We start from the raw sequence: 17,917 nt of genomic DNA on the forward strand, positions 1-17,917 counted from the left end.
CATGAAAGTCCTGAGCGAGCGCATCGACGCGCTGGAGATGCGCATCGCCTATCAGGACGATACGATCGAGACGCTGAACCAGACCATCACCGCGCAGTGGAAGCAGATCGACGCGCTGACGCGAAAGGTCTCGGAGCTCGGCGAGCGCCTGCAGCAAGCCGAGGCGAATGCGCCGGGCCCCGCCAACGAGCGCCCGCCGCATTATTGAGCGGGGTTACTCGCCGACCGCCTTCGGCAGGTGCGTCACCTCGATCGACATCATCAGGCGGTTGCGGCCGGCTTCCTTTGCCGCATAGAGCGCCTGATCGGCAGCCTCGACGAGCGTGCCGACGCCGGCGGTGCGCTCGAACGCCGGCCGGCAGGTCGCGCCGCCGAGCGACGCGGTGACGTAACCCGACGCAGAATTGGTGGTGTGGACGAGGCCAGCCGCACGGATGGCCTTGCGGATCCGCTCGCCGATGCGGGCGCAGCCTGCAGCATCGGTGTTCGGCAACAGCATGGCGAACTCCTCGCCGCCATAGCGCGCGGCCAGGTCGCCGGGCCGCTGCACCTCGGCCGCCATCACCTGCGCCACCACGCGCAGGCAGGCATCGCCAGCGGGATGGCCGTATTCGTCGTTGTAGGCCTTGAAGCGATCGACGTCGATCATCAGCAGCGCGAGCGTGGAGCGGTCGCGATAGGCGCGCGCCCATTCCTCGTTCAGCCGTTCGTCGAAGCGGCGGCGGTTGGCGAGCCCGGTGAGGCTGTCCTCGATCGCAAGCGTCTCGAGCTTGGTCTCCAGCTTCTTCTGCTCGGTGATGTCGCGCGAGATCGCGACCACGCCGTCGACGCGGCCGTTGTCCTTGCGCGTCACCCGCATGGTCGATTCCAGCCAGACCTCGCCGTTCTGCCGGTGCGAGTTGCGGTAGGTGACACGCGCCTCCTCCTTCTCGCCGCGCTTCATGGCGTCGACGAGGGCCTGGACCTGCGGCAGGTCGTCGGCGTGAATGCCGGCAAGCGCGGGCGTTCCGATCAGCTGATTGGCGCGCCAGCCGACGACGCGGATCGACGAGGGCGAGACGTAGCGCAGCCGCTCGTCGAGCCCGATCCGGGTCACCATGTCGCTGGAGCCTTCGGCGAGCAGGCGGAAATGCGCCTCCTTCTCGATCAGGGCGGCCGCCATGTGCTGGCCGCGCTGCAACTGCCGCACCAGCACGGCGCCGATGATCGCGATCAACATGACCAGCGCCAGGACGTAGAGCATCCGCGAGATCGCGGCGGCGCGCCACGGCGCCAGCAATTCCTCCCTGTCGACGGTGGCGAGCAGGACGAGCGGATAGCGGCCGGAGCGCTTGAAGAAGCTGACGCGTTCGGCTCCGTCCAGCGGCGACTTGAAATGATAGGCGCCGCTCGGCCGTTGCAGGCTCGCGTCGCGGAACAGCGGTGCGTCGGCAACGCTGCGGCCGACATATTTCTCGTTGCTGGGATTGCGCGCGATGATGAGGCCGTCGCCATGCGTCAGCGCAACCGAGCTGTTGCGGCCGATCTCGAACTGCTCGTAGAAATGCGAAAGATATTTCGAGCTGATGGTCGCGAGCACCACGCCACCGAAGCTGCCGTCCGGCTTGTTGAAGCGGCGCGACAGGGTAACGACCCATTCGCCGTCGATGAGGCTCTTCACGGGGCGTCCGAAATGGGGTTCGCGCTTCGGCGAGAGCTGGTGGTGCCGAAAGAACGCGTCGTCGCTGAACGTCGCGCCGATCGTGCCGGGTGAAGTCAGCCAGTTGCCGTGGTCGTCGATGATGGCGAAGCTGTGCACGCGCTCCATCGCCTTCTTGCGCACCTCCAGGAGGTTGCGGAGCTTTGCGATCGTGGCGGGTTCGGTACCGTCCATCTCCAGACGGCTGACGACGCCGACGACGCCGGAATCGAGCAGATCGAGGCTGTCCTCGGCATGCTGCGTCAGCGAGCGCGCGACGTTCGCCATCTCGGTCTCGGCGCCCTTGAGCACCGCATCGCGCGCAGCCCATTCGCGCCAGCCGCTGACGCCGAGGATGGTCGCGCATGTAAGCACGACGAACGCCGCCGCGCGCAGCGGCAGGCGGCTCCATCCGGCTCTCTGGGCTAGGACGTTCATGCGGCAGGGTTTCTCCGATCGTTTCGGAAACTCTGCCGCTTCTATTAGTGAACCCTGAAACCACTACTGGAATACGTAGCTAACTCCCCGCTTTCCAGTAGTCCTACGGACGCCGGGATCGGCGCATCGCTAACAAGACATTAGCGAACCTATCGGAATCCGGGCGTGCCTCGCCGCTAGCTGAAGATCGCCTTAACCTTGTCCCAGAGCGAGGGGGCATCTGCCTCCGCGTCGGCCTTCGACGGCGTCGGCTGTGCGGCGCTGACGGGATCCGATGCCGGGAAAGTGTCCTTCAGGCCGGTATCGAGCTTGGCGTGACGATCGGCGGCGAGCGCGTCGCGCAGATCGTCGGCGTGCTTGTCGTGCGGGGCGGGATTGAATGTCTCAGCCATGATCTCCTCCGTTGGCTGGTCAACGCCGCCCGATTGCGCTGGTTCCCCTGTTCCGCTGGACGCCGGGGCGGTGTATCAGGGGCCATAACCCGCTTCAGGACCCTTCGTGCCCCAGTCTGCGACAAAGCCCTTCATCGACGTGCTCTCCGGCCAGCGCCAGCCCGTCCCGCCCATGTGGATGATGCGACAGGCCGGCCGCTATCTGCCGGAATATCGCGAGGTGCGCGCCAAAGCCGGCGGCTTCCTCGATCTCTGCTTCAATCCGGAACTGGCCGCCGAAGTCACGCTGCAGCCGATCCGCAGGTTCGGCTTCGATGCGGCGATCATCTTCTCGGACATCCTGGTGATCCCCTACGCGCTCGGCCGCTCGGTGCGCTTCGAGGTCGGCGAAGGTCCGCGGCTCGATCCGCTGGACGATCCCGCGAAGGTCGGCACGCTGGCGCCGCGTGCCGACTTCGGCAAGCTTCAACCGGTGTTCGACGCCTTGAAGATCGTGCGCGGCGCGCTCGATCCCAGGACCGCGCTGATCGGCTTCTGCGGCGCGCCGTGGACGGTGGCGACCTACATGGTCGCTGGCCAAGGCACGCCCGACCAGGCGCCGGCGCGCATGATGGCCTACCGGCATCCCGAGGCGTTCTCCAAAATCATCGACGTGCTGGTCGACAATTCGATCTCGTACCTGCTGGCGCAGCTCGCTGCCGGCGCCGACGCCTTGCAGATCTTCGACACCTGGGCCGGCGTGCTGCCGCCGGCCGAGTTCGCGCGCTGGTCGGTCGAGCCGACGCGGCGCATCGTCGAGGGCGTGCGTGCGAAAGTGCCGGATGCGAAGATCATCGGCTTTCCGCGCGGCGCCGGCGCGCAATTGCCCGGTTATGTCGAGGCGACCGGCGTCAACGGCGTCAGCATCGACTGGACCGCGGAGCCGGCCTTCGTCCGCGAGCGCGTGCAGTCACGCGTCACTGTACAGGGCAATCTGGACCCGCTGGTGCTGATCACCGGCGGCGCCGCGCTCGACCGCGCGGTCGACACCGTGCTGGCGAACTTCGCGCAAGGGCGGTTCATCTTCAATCTCGGCCACGGCATCCAGCCGGAGACGCCGATCGCCCATGTCGAGCAGATGATCAAGCGGGTGCGGGGGTGACGATCTTTTTGTAGGCCCAAACAAAAAGTGCGAAAACAACCCCATGCACAGTACAAATCGTTGAGGAATTTCGCCCCGCGCGGCTTCGTGCCCGGCAGCGTCGCGGTTTGACCCGTCGGGCAAAACAGGGGCATATTGCCACCATCGCCCCGATCAAGAATTCGATGAGAGTCTAGCGCGGCCGGCTGCGCTCGATGATCTCGGCTGCACCCTTGCCCAGCAGGTCCAGTCCCACCGCGCGGCCGAGCTCGCGCGGGCGGTTGGCCGGGCCCGTGCGCGCGGCTTCGATGATGGTGTTGCCGGAGAGGTCGAGCACGGACGCGGTGAGCGACATCTGATCGCCGGCGATGGTCGAGAAGCCTGCCACCGGTGAATTGCAGTGACCGTTGAGCACCCACAGCACCTCGCGCTCGGCATCGGCCGAGGCGTGCGCGGCGGCATCGTCGATCGATGACAGGATCTGTCGCGTCTGCCAGTCCTGCGCGGCGCATTCGACCGCGACGATGCCCTGCCCTGCCGCGGGCAGCATTTCGGCCGCGGTGAATTCGTAGGCGATGCGGCTCGACAGGCCGACGCGGTCGAGGCCCGAGCGCGCCATGATCAGCGCATCGGCCGGGCCCACCGCGCCGCCGTCCGGCAACTTCTGCATCTCGCCATTGTCGAGCTTTCGCACGCGGGTGTCGGCCGCGCCGCGGAAATGGATCACCTCCACATCCGGAAACAAGCGCCGCGCATAAGCGGCGCGCCGGACGGCATTGGTGCCGATTTTAAAACCCTTGCCGCGGGACTGGCGCAGCGCCTCCAGCGTCACGCCGTCGCGCAGAACCAGCGCGTCGCCGGGCGGATCGCGCGACAGCGTTGCGCCGATGACGAGGCCGGGCGTGTCCTCGTTGCCCGGCATGTCCTTCAGCGAATGCATCGCGGCCTGCAATTCGCCCGACAGCACGGCGGCGCGGATCTGCGCGACGAAGGCGCCGCCCTTGCCGCCATGCGGCAGCAGCTTGCTGGTCTGATCGAGATCGCCCGTGGTGTCGAACTTGACGATCTCGACGTCGAGACCGGGCACGGCGGCGGTCAGGCGGCGCGCAATTTCTTCCGTCTGCGCCAGCGCCATGGCGCTCTTGCGTGTGCCGATCCTGAATCGCGTCGCCAAGTCCAAATGCTCCTAATTCGCGTCCTGCAATATCATATCGGACGCCTTCTCCGCGATCATGATGATCGGCGCGTTGGTGTTCCCCGAGACGAGGTCCGGCATGACCGAACCGTCGACGACGCGGAGGCCTTCGAGCCCCCTCACCTTCAGCCGCTGGTCCACCACCGCGAGCGCATCGTTGCCCATACGACAGGTCGAGGTCGGATGGTAGATGGTGCTACCCCGCTCGCGGCAATAATCCAGGATCTCGGCATCCGTGGATACCTTCGCCCCGGGATCGTACTCGCTGATCACGAACGGCTTCAGCGCCGGCGCGTTCAGGATCTTGCGCAGGATCTTGATGGCTTCGACGTTGGTGGTGCGGTCGGTCTCCGTGGACATGTAGTTGATGCGGATTTCCGGCGGCACCGTGGGGTCCGCGCTTTTGATGCGCAGGGAACCCCGGCTCTCGGGGCGGAGCTGGCACACCGAGGCCGTGAAGCCGGAAAAATCATGCAGCCTCTCGCCCATCTTGTCGGTCGAGAACGGCAGGAAGTGGACCTGGATATCGGGCGAGGCCAGCCGCGGATTGGTCTTGAAGAACGCGCCCGCCGTGCCGGCCGCGATCGTCAACCAGCCCTTGCGGAACAGTGCATAGCGCGCGCCGGCGAGCGTGCGGCGGAGCGGATTGTTGACGGTGTCATTCAGCGTGATCTTCTGCGAGCAGCGCATCACGATGCGGACCTGCATATGGTCCTGCAGATCATGGCCGACGCCTTGCGCATCGAGCACGACGTCGATGCCGTGCTTGCGCAGGAGATCGGCAGGGCCGACGCCGGAGAGCTGCAGCAGTTGCGGCGAGTTGTAGGCGCCGCTCGACAGCACGACCTCCTTCCGCGCACGCGCGCGGCGCACATTCGCGCCCTGGCGATATTCAACGCCGACCGCACGGCGGCCCTCGAACAGCACGCGCTGGCCAAGTGCCTCGGTCTCGACCTTGAGATTGCCGCGCGCCCTCGCGGGGCCAAGATAGGCCACGGCCGTCGAAGCGCGGCGGCCGTTGCGCGTCGTGGTCTGGAACAGGCCGACGCCTTCCTGCGTGGCGCCGTTGAAGTCAGGGTTGTAGGGCAGACCGGTCTCGACCGCGGCGTCCATGAACGCCTTTGACAGCGGATCGGTCACGACCATGTTGGAGACCGGCAGCGGCCCTCCGGTGCCGTGATATTGGTCGGCGCCGCGCGTCTGGTTCTCCGCTTTCTTGAAGTAAGGCAGCACGTCGTCATAGCCCCAGCCGGCGTTGCCGTGCTGGCGCCAGCGATCGTAATCCTCGTGCTGGCCACGCACGTAAAGGAGCCCGTTGATCGAGCTCGAGCCGCCCAGCGTCTTGCCACGCGGCTGGAACACTTGCCGGCCCTTCAGCTCGGGCTCCGGCTCGGTCTGGTACATCCAGTTGACGGACTTCTCCTTGAACAGCTTGCCGTAACCGAGCGGCACGTGGATCCAGATGTTGGAATCCTTCGGGCCGGCCTCGAGCAGGAGCACGCTGTGCTTGCCGTTCGCGGACAGCCTGTTCGCAAGCACGCAGCCGGCGGAGCCTGCACCGACGATGATGTAGTCGAACTCGGGATCGCCAGAGGCGAGAGAGGAATTTGCGTTCATGCGCTACACGTCTTCTTGTTGTGGGCGTTTCCGCTTCGTCACTAGCACAATCATGGTGTGACGCGCAGCGCCTCGACCAGCGACCTGAACGCACGGGCATATTCCGCGCCCGCCCTTGCGATATCGGCGCGTCCGGCGCAGGCGACCGCGGCCTCCGTCACCGCGCCGAGCAGCAGCCGCGCCAGCGGCTCGACCGGCTGCCTGGCGATCAGGCCGGCCTCCATCGCAGCGGACAACGCACGCGGCATCTTGCCGCCGAAATGCTGCGCGTCGATCTCGCGCCAGCGCTCCCAGCCGAGCACGGCGGGACCATCGCGCAGGATGATCTGGCCGGTCGGTCCCTTGGCGGTCGCGGCAAAATAATGCTGGGTGCCGGCAACCATCGCGGCGAGCACGTCCTTCTCGGCGCGCGCGGTGCGATCGATCTCGGCGACGAGGTCGCGCGAGACGGAATCGAACACCGCTTCGAACACCGCCTCCTTGGTCTTGAAGTGATGATAGACCGCGCCCTTTGCGACCGAGGCCGCTTCCGCGATCTCGTCCATCGTGGTGGCGGCGAAGCCCTGCGTCCCGAACAGGCGGCGCGCGGCCGTCAGGATCGCCTCCGATGTCGCCGCCCGCCGCTCTGCCTGCTTTGCCATGTCGTTCCTGTCTAAGCGCGGGGCTCGGCCACGGGCTCGCTGCACCTCTCCCGCTTGCGGGGGAGGCATAGGCCGCCTTCGGCGGCCGTCCCCTTAGAAACGCCGAGGCGCCGCCTCGGCTATGGCGAAGCGCCGGGTGGGGGCTCTCTCCTCTTGGGGGTCCTTCCTTGCGGAGACCCCCCACCCCAGCCCTCCCCCGCAAGCGGGAGAGGGAGCAGACCTCCATCGTGGACGCACCTCGATCTGATCTCGTGATGCTCTAATCGAATTCGTCTCACGCCACCAGTTGACTTTTCGACTACCGGTCGGTATTTACCGACTATCAGTCGGTTTTAACTGTGAGGTGCGCCATGCCCAGCCGTGACATCGTCGAAGCGTTTGCGAAGCGGTTGGAGCATGGCGACTTCGTCGGGGCGATCGAGCAGTTCTACACGCCAGATGCCGCGACCGACGAGAACAACGCTGCGCCCACGATCGGGCGGGACAAGCTCGCGGCAAAGGAGCGCGGCGTGCTGGCCGCCTTCAAGGAGGTCAAGGCCGCCCGCATCGGGCCGAGCATGATCGAAGGCGACCATGTCGCCACGCGCTGGGTCTTCAGCTTCACCAATGCCGAAGGCGTCACCCGAACGCTGGACGAGATCGCCTGGCAAACCTGGCGCGGCGATGAGCTGATCGAAGAACGGTTCTATTACGACCCCAAGCAGCTAGGCCGCTGACAAGCCACGCTGTCGTAACCGACTTCAGCCCTGCTCGCCCGGCGCGACCATCGCGTCTGCGAGCTTGCGCATCAAGCGCACGAGATCCTCGATCTCCTGATCGTCCCAGCTCGCGAACATCCCGCCGACAATCCGTTCGCGTGCCCTGTCGACCGCATCCGTCATGGCCTTGCCGCTCGGCGTGATCGTGGCTTCGCTGACGCGGCGGTCCGCTTTGCTGGCGTGACGCTTGACCAGGCCCAGGCTCTCCAGCTTCGCGACCTGCCGGCTCACCGTGGTGTAATCCCGCCCCATGCGATCGGCGAGGTCGACGACGCCGATCGGTCCACGCCGCTCGATGCCGACGAGCAGCGGAAACAGCGCGCGATCGAGCGATATCCCCGCCTCGCGGATCATCATCTCGTCGCCCTGCCGGCGGTTCATCACGCTGATGATGTCGATCAACGCCTCGTGAAGCGATCGCACCTGTTTTTTAATATGTGTATTTTGCACGCTTCTTGACATCCGGCCGACTCCTCTCTTAATATGTGCATATTACACATATTGAGGATCCCATGACAAAGCAATTCACGGCGGACGTCCTGATCTCGGGTGCAGGCGCGGCCGGCCTGACACTCGCCATTGATCTCGCCCGGCGGGGCGTCTCGTTTCGGCTGATCGAGCAGAAAGACGCCCCGTTCCACGGCTCGCGCGGCAAGGGAATCCAGCCCCGAACCCAGGAGATTTTCGAGGATCTCGGCATCCTAGACCGTATCGTCGCGGCCGGCGGCCCCTACCCGCCGGAGCGCAAATACCGCGATGACGGCAGCTTCACCGAGTCGGCGGTGGCAGAGCACATCGACCCGACACCCGCCGAGCCCTACCACATGGCGCTGATGATCCCGCAATTCCTGACCGAGGGCGTGATGCGCGAGCGCCTGCGCGAGCTCGGCCATCGCGTGGAATTCGGCTGCGAATTGATCGGCCTCGAGCAGGACCAGGACGGCGTGACCGCGCGGCTTTCGAGCGCGGCCGGTGCCGAGACAATACGGGTGCGTTACCTCGTCGGCGCTGACGGCGGTCGCAGTTTCGTACGTCACGCGCTCGATATCGGCTTCCCAGGCAAGACGCTCGGCGTGCGTGCCATCGTCGCCGATGTTGTCCTGACGGGGCTCGACCGCACGGCGTGGCACCGGTTCAACGACGGCGCGATGGACCGCCAGATCGCGTTGTGCCCACTGGCCGGAACGGAGCTGTTTCAGTTGCAGGCACCGATCCCGCTCGAAGGCGAGATCGATCTATCGGCCGAAGGTCTTTCGGCGATGATCGCCGATCGCACGGGCCGCAAGGATATCCTCGTCCAGTCCGTGCTGTGGGCCTCGGCCTATCAGATGAACGCAAGGCTCGCCGATCGCTACCGGGATCGCCGCGCATTCCTGATCGGCGACGCCGCTCACATCCACCCTCCGACTGGCGGACAAGGTCTCAATACCAGCGTGCAGGACGCCTACAATCTCGGCTGGAAGCTCGCTGCAGTTATCGGCGGCGCGCCGGAAACTCTGCTCGACAGTTACGAGAGCGAACGGCGCCCTGTCGCTGCAGGCATGCTCGGCCTTGCCACGGATCTGCTGGAGGCCGCGAAACGCGGCGACATGAGACGCGGCCGCGAGGTGCAGCAACTCGTCATCGGCTATCCCGGCTCGCCGCTGGCGCTGGAAGAGCCGGAGCGCGCGGCAGGCTTGCTCGCGGGAGATCGTGCACCGGATGCGCCGCTGCGCGGTGCCGCCGGACAGCCCATCCGCCTGTTCGACTTGCTCAGGGGTTCCCATTGGACGCTGCTCGGCTATCGGGTGGAACGAGGCGCCGTGCCCGCACGCGCTGGACTGCATATCCACTGCATTGGTTCGAACGGAGAGCTCATCGACGAAAGCGGGCACTTCCGGAGCGCCTACGCCGTGTCGTCAGGGGATTGGGTGCTGGTGCGCCCCGACGGTTACATCGGCGCCTTCGTGGGCCCGCAGCAGACCGGCAAGCTCACCCGGTTCCTGGACGAACAGGGCCTGGTCTGATCGAGGCGCTGTTCGCGCCTTCCTGACATCGGTGTCATCTCCCGCCTTGTGCGCGCTTGCGCACTAGGCGGGGCATGAGAGGAGTCAGTGGCGGACGCTCGACCGCAGCCATAATGCGGGACGCCGCATTTGTATCGATTTGTTATCGATACCCCCGATCGAACACGCAGAAGTGGTCACGGCGAACGTGGTGAACGGGGATAATTCATAGTTCGTCAAAGGTTTGCGGCGAATTCTCGCGATCGCGCCGGACCAACCGCCGTGCTGCCAGGCTTTGACATGCGGACTCAACTGACCAACTATGTCGCGCGGCTGTTCGCCGGCGATCTGTCGGCGTTCGGCGGTCCCGGAACGGACGAAGCCGTGGCCGGCCACATCCGCGCCGAACAGATGTCGCTGGTGCTCGGCTATTCGGTCGGCATCATGCTCGCCAACGCCTGCAACGCCGTGGTGCTTGCGATCGCGCTGTGGCATTCGCCGGACTGGAGGCTGGCCCTGATCTGGGCCGTGCTCGTCGCCGGCGCCGCGATCGCGTTCGGCGTGCAATCCCACGCCTCCCGCCGGATCACCAAGCCGCAATTCGTCTCGCGTCGCGCGATGCACCGGCTGGTGCGCAACGCCTTCGTCCTCGGCACCGCCTGGGGCTTCGTGCCGGTCGCCTTCTTCGCCGACGCCTCCTCCGGCGGCCAGCTCGTGATCACCTGCCTCTGCTCGGGCATGCTGGCCGGCGGTGCGCTGGCCTTCGCCACCATCCCGATCGCGGCCATCGCCTTCACCGCGCCGATCTTCGCCGGCATCGCGATCTGCCTCAGCCGCGACGGCGATCCCGCCTATGTGCTGGTGGCGATCCTGGTCGTGGTCTACGGCACCGTGCTGCTCCGCGCTGTGTTCGTCTATTCCTTCACCTTCGCGCGCCGCGTGATGCGGCAGATCGAGGCGGAGCGTACGGTGCGGCAGGACCCGCTGACGCAACTGCCCAACCGCTTCGCCTTCAACGAGACGCTCGATGCCGCCTTGAAGCGCCTTGCCCTCTCCGGCGAGGAGTTCGCGGTGCTGCTGCTCGATCTCGACCGCTTCAAGGAGGTCAACGACAAGTTCGGCCATCCCGCCGGCGACGAATTCCTGATGCAGGTCGCAAACCGGCTGCAGCGCTGCACCCGCGCGGCCGAGCATGTCGCGCGCATCGGCGGCGACGAGTTCGCGCTTGTGATGGCCAATCTGGCGCGGCCCGAGGATGCGCTCGAGATCGCCGAGCGCTTCGTCGCGGCCTTCACCGAGCCGTTCCAGATCGAGGGCCGCCAGATCTCGGGCGCGACCAGCGTCGGCATCGTGCTGGCACCGCGCGACGGCAACACGGCGCTCGACATCATGAAGAACGCCGACGCGGCGCTCTACCGCGCCAAGAAGGCCGGACCGGGCTCGGTGTGTTTCTTCGAGCAGGCCGACGACAGGCTGTCCCGCGACCGCAAGGCGCTGCAATCCGACCTCGAGGGCGCCGTCGCGCGGAACGAGCTGTTCCTCGTGTTCCAGCCGTTCCTCGAGCTCGGCAAGAACAGGATCACTGGCTTCGAGGCGTTGCTGCGGTGGCAGCATCCCACGCGTGGCCTGGTGCCGCCGAGCGAGTTCATCGCCATCGCCGAGGAGACCGGGCTGATCCACGAGATCGGCGAGTGGGTCATCCGCCGCGCCTGCGCGACGCTGGCGGACTGGCCGGAAGACATCCGGGTCGCCGTCAACTTCTCGGCGGCCCAGTTTCACAACACGGCCATCCTGCAGACCATCGTGCAGGCGCTCGCCGATGCGAAGGTGTCACCCAGCCGGCTCGAGATCGAGATCACGGAATCGATGCTGCTGTCGAAATACGGCTCCGCGGCGTCGATCCTGAATGCGCTGCTGCAGCTCGGCGTCACCGTGGCGCTCGACGATTTCGGCACCGGCTTCTCGTCGCTCACCTATCTGCGCAAGCTGCCGTTCAGCCGCATCAAGATCGACCAGTCCTTCATCCGCGACATGCTGGCGCAGCGGGACTGCGCCGCGATCGTGAAGTCGGTGATCTCGCTGGCGCGCGACCTCGACATCGGCGTCGTCGCCGAAGGCGTCGAGACCGCCGACCAGCTCGAATATCTCAGGCAGACCGGCTGCGACGAGGTGCAGGGCTATCTGATCAGCCGGCCGGTGTCGGCCGATAACGTGCTGGCGCTGCTGAATACGCGGAAGCTTCGGGCGATCTACGCGGCTTAGGCCGTTTGGCCGTCATCGACACGCCGCTATCCCCAGACGAAAGCCGAATGGCGCTGCAACATCCACGCGCCTAGATTGAAGGCTTGAAGGCAGGTTGTCGCCGGGCAAACGGGGATACCGCATGATCAGCAGCTTCCTTTGGCGCGTGTGGCAACGGTACAAGAAGAACACCCGGGATTTGGACGGGGCCGAGCCGTCCGCCGAACATTTCGACGACAGGCATCGGCGGCACATGCTGCAGGCGCTGTCCGCGCTGGTGGCCGGTGGTGCTCTCGGCGGAATGTCGCACCCGGCCGCAGCAAAGGATTCGAGTGATCTGCCGGCACCAAAACGCGCGCTGACCGGCCGCGACGAGACCGGCAAATCGGTCTTCAAGTCTTTCGACGTGACGTCGAAGGTGGTCGAGATCGATGCAAATCCCGGACTGACTTTCTACGAACTGTACATGACCGAGGGCGTGCCGGAGCTCACCGGCCGTGAGCCGGACCCGATGTTGAAGGGCACGAAAGCCTTCCCGGGTCCCGGAGGTACGATGTTTCGTCTCATCTCGTACCCGCCGAAGCGCCCGGAAGGCTGGAAGCCGCCGCCGGGTGTCACGTTCGAGAGCGGGCTTCGCGAAATGTCGGACAAGATCCCTGGCATGGGAGACCATTTCGACCGCAGCACGCCGGGCATGCACACGACGGACACCATCGACTACGGGGTCGTCGTTCGCGGCGAGATGACACTGGAATTGGACGACGGGCAGAAGATCCATCTGCGTCAGGGCGATTGCGTCGTGCAGAACGGCACGCGCCATCGCTGGCGCAACCCGCTGCCGGAGCCCTGTCTCATGGCGTTCATCTCGGTCGGCGGCAAGCGCGCCTGAGTCCGGAGCGAATTCGGCTCAGACCGCGTCCGCGCGCAGCAGCGTGTCCACCGTGATGGTGCCCCGCGCGCGGGAGACGCAGGCGCAGATCTTCTCGTTGCTCTGCTTCTGGTGGTCGCTGAAGAAGACGTCGCGGTGGTCGATCTCGCCGTCGACCGCGACCACGTCGATGGCGCAGAGGCCGCATTCGCCGCGCTTGCAGTCGTACATCACCTCGTGACCGCTGGCATTGAGCACATCCAGCATCGAGCGCTCGCGCGGGATCTCGAGCTCGACATCGGAGCCCTTCAGGCGCACGCGAAACGTTTCGGTCGGCAGCGTGCCGCTGGAGCCGAAGGTCTCGTAGCGGAGATCGGGAAGCGGATGGCCGGCGCCGACCCAGGCATGGCGCGCGGCATCCAGCATCCGCATCGGGCCGCAGAACAACGCCAGCGCGCCCCGCGGCGTTGAGGCGAACAGCGCGTCGAGATCGAGGCGCCCGCCTTCGTCGCCGGCATGCACGACGAGGCGCTCGCCGAGCATCCCCGAGAGATCGTCGAGATAGGCCGCCTCGGTGCGCGAGCGCATCGCATAATGCAGGGTGACATCGGCTCCGCGCCGCGCCAGCGCCTGCGCGGCGCCGAGGATCGGCGTGATGCCGATGCCGCCGGCGATCAGGCAATAGTTCTCGCGCGCCCAGTCCACCGCGAGCAGCGAGGCGGGCTGCGTGATGTCGAGCCGCGCGCCGGGACTGAGCTGCCACATGTAGCGCGAGCCGCCGCGGGAATCCTCGGCGCGGCGCACGGCGATGCGGAGGCCGTGCGGCGAGGCCTCGCCGACCAGCGAATAGGACCGCGTTTCCGGCATTCCGTCGATGGTCACGCTGACATTGATGTGGCTGCCGACCGGATAGGCGGCGCCGTCGAACTGATCGGGCCGGATCAGGAATTCGCGGATGCCGGGCGCAAGGTCGCGCGTCGAGACCAGCGTCGCCGGGGTCCAGGTTTCGATGAAGCGCATGGCGATGCCCTCAGTCGGTTGCGGTCTTGATCAGCGCGAGCGCCGGCAAGAGGTCGAGATGGGTGCGGTTGCGCAGCGCGAGCCGCAAATTGCGCACCGCAAGCCGCGCATGCTCGCGCATGATGGCTTCGGCGCGGGCGCCTTCACGATTCTCGATGGCGTCGATGACGACCCGGTGATGCTCCTGCCCGATGATCAGGATCTGCTGCGCTTCCGGCAGCGCCGACTGCGCCATCACGAAGCCGCTCGGGGAGGCAAACGGCAGCGCCGAGGCGCGGTCGATCTGCCGGATCAGCGGCGCGCTGCGCGACAATTCCGTGAGCACGGCATGGAAGCGCGCATTCAGCGTGACGTAGGACGAGAAGGCATCGACCGAGATCGGCACCTGACGCAGCAGCTCGTCGATCGCGGCCGAGCATTCCTTCAGCGGCTCGAGCTCACGCGCGGAGACGCCGCGCTCCGCGGCAAAGCGCGCGGCGAGGCCCTCCAGCGTACCGCGCACTTCGATGGAATCGGAGATGTCGCGTTCGGAGAACGCCTTCACCATGAAGCCGCCGGAGGGGATGGCTTCCAGCAGGCCCTCCTCCTCCAGCCGCACCAGCGCCATGCGCACCGGGGTGCGCGAGGCGCCTGTGGTCTCCACCGCCTGCAGCTCGGAGATGCGCTCGCCGGGACGCAAGGAGCCTGCCAGGATCTGGTCGCGCAGCGCGAGCTGCGCCTTCACGGTCTGCGAGACGGAGCGGTCGACCTCGCGCTCGGGCGCTGCTTTCACCTGCCCTACTCCGCGGCCTGGAGGCGCGGAGGCGGGTTTTCCTTCGCTACCATCTTGTCGATCAGCTTGCGCGACCACATCGCGCCGGCGTCGATGTTGAGATTGTAGAACACGCGATCGGGATTCTCGTCCATCGCGCGCTGCTGCGCCTCGAGGATCAGTTCGTCCTCGTGGAAGATGCCGGAGACGCCATCGCGGATCTCAGTGGTGATGCGCTGCTCGCCGATCTGGTAGTTGCGGACGAAGGCCCAGAAGTAATGGCAGGTCTTCTCGGTCTCCGGCGTGATGGTGTTGAGCACGAAGCCGTTGACGCCTTGCGAGCGGTCGCCTTCCGGCGCGCCGGTGCCCGTCGGCGCGACGCCGACGTCGATCGCGATGGTGCACGGCGCCTCGAAGCGGATGATCTGCCAGCGGTCGACGAGGCCGGACTTGCCGAGTTGTTTCGCCCAGAACGGCGGCGCCTCGATGCCGCGCATCCAGCGCGTCACCGTCACGGTCTTCTCGCCATGGGTGACGTCGAACGGCGCTTCGGCGACCGCTTCGTTGCCGATGGAGGAGCCGTGCACGAACGTCTCGTGGGTGAGGTCCATGAGATTGTCGAGCACGAGACGGTAGTCGCAATTGACGTGAATGGTCTTGCCGTCGCCGGCCCAGGCCGGATCGTGATTCCAGTGCATGTCGGGCACCAGCGCGGGATCGGCCAGCGCGGGATCGCCCATCCAGAGCCAGATGTAGCGATGGCGCTCGACCACGGGATAGGCGCGCACGCAGGCCGACGGATTGATGGTCTCCTGCGAGGGCATGAAGGTGCAGCGGCCCTGCGCGTTGTACTTCAGACCGTGATAGCCGCAGACGACGGTGTCGCCCTCGAGCCGGCCCTTCGACAGCGGCACCAGGCGATGCCAGCAGGCGTCTTCCAGCGCGGCCACCGAGCCGTCGGCCTTGCGATACATCACGATGTGCTTGCCGCAGATCGTGCGCGGCAGCAGCGCCGGCTTCACGTCCGCGTCCCAGGCGGCGGCGTACCAGGCGTTCATGGGGAAGGGCTTGGTCATCGGTCTCACTCCCGCGGCTTATGTATGCGTTATGTATACAATAGCGGAGGGATAGAATCGTTCAAGGCCGAATTTTGCGTATCTAATTACCTATTTCTGATGTGATGTATACATATGTAAACAACCAGTCATTCCCCGCGAAGGCGGGTGATGACGGCGGAGGATGCGGCAGCCCCTCCGGAGGGAGAGGATAAGAGAGAGCGCCTCGGCGCTTTACGCCTCGAACACTTTCTTCAGCCCCGCCTGCGCCTCTTCCTGAATCCGCTTCAGGTGCTCGGTGCTGCGAAAGCTTTCCGCATAGATCTTGTACACATCCTCCGTCCCGGAAGGCCGCGCGGCGAACCAGCCGAAATCGGTCTCGACCTTGATGCCGCCGAACGGCTGGCCGTTGCCGGGCGCCTTGCTCAGCGTCGAGCGAACCGGATCGCCGGCGAGATCCTTCAGGCCGAGTTGCTCGGGCGTGACGGATTTCAGGATGTTCTTCTGCGGCCCGGTTGCCGCGACGTCGATGCGCGCATAGTGCGGCACGCCGAGCTCGGCGGTGAGGTCGTTGAACAACTGGCTGGGATCGCGGCCGGTCTTCGCCATGATCTCCGCGGCGAGCAGGCCGAGGATGACGCCGTCCTTGTCGGTGGTCCATACCGTGCCGTCGCGGCGCAGGAACGAGGCCCCTGCACTCTCCTCGCCGCCGAAACCGAAGCTGCCGCCGACGAGGCCATCCACGAACCATTTGAAGCCGACCGGCGTCTCCACCAGCTTGCGGCCGAGCTTCTTGGCGACGCGGTCGATGATCGAACTCGACACCACGGTCTTGCCGATCGCGGCATCCTTGCCCCAGTTCGGCCGGTGCGCGAACAGATAGGAGATCGCGGTCGCCAGATAATGATTGGGATTCATCAGGCCGCCGGTGCGGGTGACGACGCCGTGGCGGTCGGCGTCGGTGTCGTTGGCGAAGGCAACGTCGAAGCGGTCGCGCATGCCGATCAGGCTGGCCATCGCATAGGGCGAGGAGCAGTCCATGCGGATCTTGCCGTCCCAGTCCACGGTCATGAAGCGGAAGGTCGGATCGATCGCCTCGTTCACGACGGTGGCCTTCAGGCCATAGCGCTCGATGATCGGATGCCAGTAGTGCACGGCGGCGCCGCCGAGCGGATCGATGCCGATATTGATGCCGGCGGATTTGATGAGATCGAGATCGACGACGTTGCCGAGATCGGCGACGTAGGGCGTGATGAAGTCGTAGGGGTGAACGTTCGCGGCCTTGCGCGCTCTGGCGTAGTCGATGCGGTTCACGCCCTTGAGGCCGTCGGCGAGATAGGCGTTGGCGCGTTTCTCGACGATTCCGGTCACGTCGGTGTCGGCCGGGCCGCCATGCGGCGGATTGTATTTGTAGCCGCCGTCCTCGGGCGGATTGTGCGACGGCGTGATGACGACGCCATCAGCCAGGCCAGACGTGCGCCCCTTGTTGTAGGTGAGGATCGCGTGCGAGATCACGGGCGTCGGCGTATAGCCGCCGTCCTTGTCGATCATGACCTCGACGCCGTTGGCGGCGAACACCTCGACGGCGCTCGCCAGCGCGGGCTCGGCCAGCGCATGGGTGTCGATGCCGATGAAGAGCGGGCCGGTCAGCCCCTTTTCCTTGCGGTAATCACAGATCGCCTGCGTGGTCGCGAGGATGTGGCCCTCGTTGAAGGTGTTCTTGAACGAGGTGCCGCGGTGGCCGGAGGTGCCGAACGCCACCCGCTGCGCGGGGTCCGCCACGTCGGGCTTGCCCGCGAAATAGGCCGTCACCAGCCGTGGAATGTTGGTGAGCGCGTCCGGCGAGACCTGCTTGCCCGCCGCGGGATGAACATCAGCCACTGGAAAGATCCTCGTCTGTCGTGAGTGCGGGACACCATAGCATCGGCAGGGCCCCCGCCAAATGCACAACACGCGCGAGGGGGAAGGCGTTCCTTGGGTGTGACGACGACCGAAGTACCGTCATCCTGAGGTGCGAGTGGCGCGATGCCACGCATCGCGCCGGGAGCCTCGAAGGATGGACGGCCGGGATGCAGCCGGGCCGCCGCCCTTCGAGGGCCGCTGAAGAAGCGGCCACCTCAGGGTGACGGGGATGAATTGGAGCGCGCGGCCTGCGCAT

Annotated in this window: 16 protein-coding genes; 6 read left to right on the forward strand and 10 right to left on the reverse strand. The window is 66.1% G+C overall.

All coding sequences use genetic code 11. The features are described from left to right. The first annotated feature begins 1 nt into the window (after window position 1). On the forward strand, window positions 2-208 hold the full coding sequence (locus tag JQ617_RS28185; protein WP_249157638.1) for a SlyX family protein: 207 nt from the start codon (window positions 2-4) through the stop codon (window positions 206-208). Window positions 209-214: 6 nt separating this feature from the next. Here JQ617_RS28185 and JQ617_RS28190 read toward each other — a convergent pair whose 3' ends face one another. Beyond that, entirely contained in the window at window positions 215-2,116 is a 1,902-nt protein-coding gene (locus JQ617_RS28190; protein ID WP_212029168.1) for a sensor domain-containing diguanylate cyclase, read from the reverse strand. 176 nt (window positions 2,117-2,292) lie between these two features. Continuing rightward, window positions 2,293-2,508, reverse strand: coding sequence for a hypothetical protein (locus JQ617_RS28195; RefSeq protein ID WP_212029169.1), 216 nt, complete (start codon window positions 2,506-2,508; stop codon window positions 2,293-2,295). Between the two features lie 106 nt (window positions 2,509-2,614). On the opposite strand from JQ617_RS28195, the gene hemE reads away from it, so the two are divergent. Further along, the gene (hemE, locus tag JQ617_RS28200) at window positions 2,615-3,649 is read left to right on the forward strand and encodes a uroporphyrinogen decarboxylase (RefSeq protein WP_212029170.1); all 1,035 of its coding nucleotides are present in this window, start codon (window positions 2,615-2,617) and stop codon (window positions 3,647-3,649) included. A 172-nt stretch (window positions 3,650-3,821) separates the two neighbouring features. On the opposite strand, the gene hemC is transcribed toward hemE, so the two are convergent. The 3 genes from hemC to JQ617_RS28215 are packed head-to-tail and all read right to left on the reverse strand — an operon-like array spanning window position 3,822 to window position 7,081. After that, on the reverse strand, window positions 3,822-4,802 hold the full coding sequence (hemC, locus tag JQ617_RS28205; RefSeq protein WP_212029171.1) for a hydroxymethylbilane synthase: 981 nt from the start codon (window positions 4,800-4,802) through the stop codon (window positions 3,822-3,824). 12 nt (window positions 4,803-4,814) lie between these two features. Next, complete coding sequence (locus tag JQ617_RS28210; RefSeq protein WP_212029172.1) at window positions 4,815-6,440, reverse strand: GMC family oxidoreductase; 1,626 nt, start codon at window positions 6,438-6,440, stop codon at window positions 4,815-4,817. Between the two features lie 50 nt (window positions 6,441-6,490). Continuing rightward, entirely contained in the window at window positions 6,491-7,081 is a 591-nt protein-coding gene (locus JQ617_RS28215; RefSeq protein WP_212029173.1) for a TetR/AcrR family transcriptional regulator, read from the reverse strand. Between the two features lie 350 nt (window positions 7,082-7,431). On the opposite strand from JQ617_RS28215, the gene JQ617_RS28220 reads away from it, so the two are divergent. Beyond that, entirely contained in the window at window positions 7,432-7,797 is a 366-nt protein-coding gene (locus JQ617_RS28220; protein WP_212029174.1) for a nuclear transport factor 2 family protein, read from the forward strand. Between the two features lie 24 nt (window positions 7,798-7,821). Here the strand turns inward: JQ617_RS28220 and JQ617_RS28225 are convergent, their stop codons facing one another. Continuing rightward, window positions 7,822-8,301: a MarR family winged helix-turn-helix transcriptional regulator gene (locus JQ617_RS28225; RefSeq protein WP_212029175.1), complete on the reverse strand. Its 480-nt coding sequence runs from the start codon at window positions 8,299-8,301 to the stop codon at window positions 7,822-7,824. 50 nt (window positions 8,302-8,351) lie between these two features. On the opposite strand from JQ617_RS28225, the gene JQ617_RS28230 reads away from it, so the two are divergent. From JQ617_RS28230 to JQ617_RS28240, 3 genes are all read left to right on the forward strand, one after another. Continuing rightward, window positions 8,352-9,845 (forward strand): FAD-dependent oxidoreductase, encoded by a 1,494-nt coding sequence (locus JQ617_RS28230; protein ID WP_212029176.1) that lies wholly within the window; start codon window positions 8,352-8,354, stop codon window positions 9,843-9,845. Window positions 9,846-10,124: 279 nt separating this feature from the next. Then, on the forward strand, window positions 10,125-12,086 hold the full coding sequence (locus JQ617_RS28235; RefSeq protein ID WP_212029177.1) for a putative bifunctional diguanylate cyclase/phosphodiesterase: 1,962 nt from the start codon (window positions 10,125-10,127) through the stop codon (window positions 12,084-12,086). Between the two features lie 94 nt (window positions 12,087-12,180). Continuing rightward, window positions 12,181-12,954 (forward strand): cupin domain-containing protein, encoded by a 774-nt coding sequence (locus JQ617_RS28240; RefSeq protein ID WP_249157639.1) that lies wholly within the window; start codon window positions 12,181-12,183, stop codon window positions 12,952-12,954. Window positions 12,955-12,972: 18 nt separating this feature from the next. Here the strand turns inward: JQ617_RS28240 and JQ617_RS28245 are convergent, their stop codons facing one another. The 4 genes from JQ617_RS28245 to pgm form a co-directional block, all read right to left on the reverse strand. After that, window positions 12,973-13,953: a PDR/VanB family oxidoreductase gene (locus JQ617_RS28245; RefSeq protein ID WP_212029178.1), complete on the reverse strand. Its 981-nt coding sequence runs from the start codon at window positions 13,951-13,953 to the stop codon at window positions 12,973-12,975. 10 nt (window positions 13,954-13,963) lie between these two features. After that, the gene (locus JQ617_RS28250) at window positions 13,964-14,725 is read right to left on the reverse strand and encodes a GntR family transcriptional regulator (RefSeq protein WP_063692208.1); all 762 of its coding nucleotides are present in this window, start codon (window positions 14,723-14,725) and stop codon (window positions 13,964-13,966) included. A 5-nt stretch (window positions 14,726-14,730) separates the two neighbouring features. Then, complete coding sequence (locus JQ617_RS28255; protein ID WP_212029179.1) at window positions 14,731-15,780, reverse strand: aromatic ring-hydroxylating dioxygenase subunit alpha; 1,050 nt, start codon at window positions 15,778-15,780, stop codon at window positions 14,731-14,733. Window positions 15,781-15,993: 213 nt separating this feature from the next. Beyond that, on the reverse strand, window positions 15,994-17,640 hold the full coding sequence (pgm, locus tag JQ617_RS28260) for a phosphoglucomutase (alpha-D-glucose-1,6-bisphosphate-dependent) (RefSeq protein WP_212029180.1): 1,647 nt from the start codon (window positions 17,638-17,640) through the stop codon (window positions 15,994-15,996). Window positions 17,641-17,917: the final 277 nt, after the last annotated feature.

This window comes from Bradyrhizobium sp. KB893862 SZCCT0404 (assembly GCF_018130885.1).
Taxonomy (GTDB): Bacteria; Pseudomonadota; Alphaproteobacteria; order Rhizobiales; family Xanthobacteraceae; genus Bradyrhizobium; species Bradyrhizobium stylosanthis.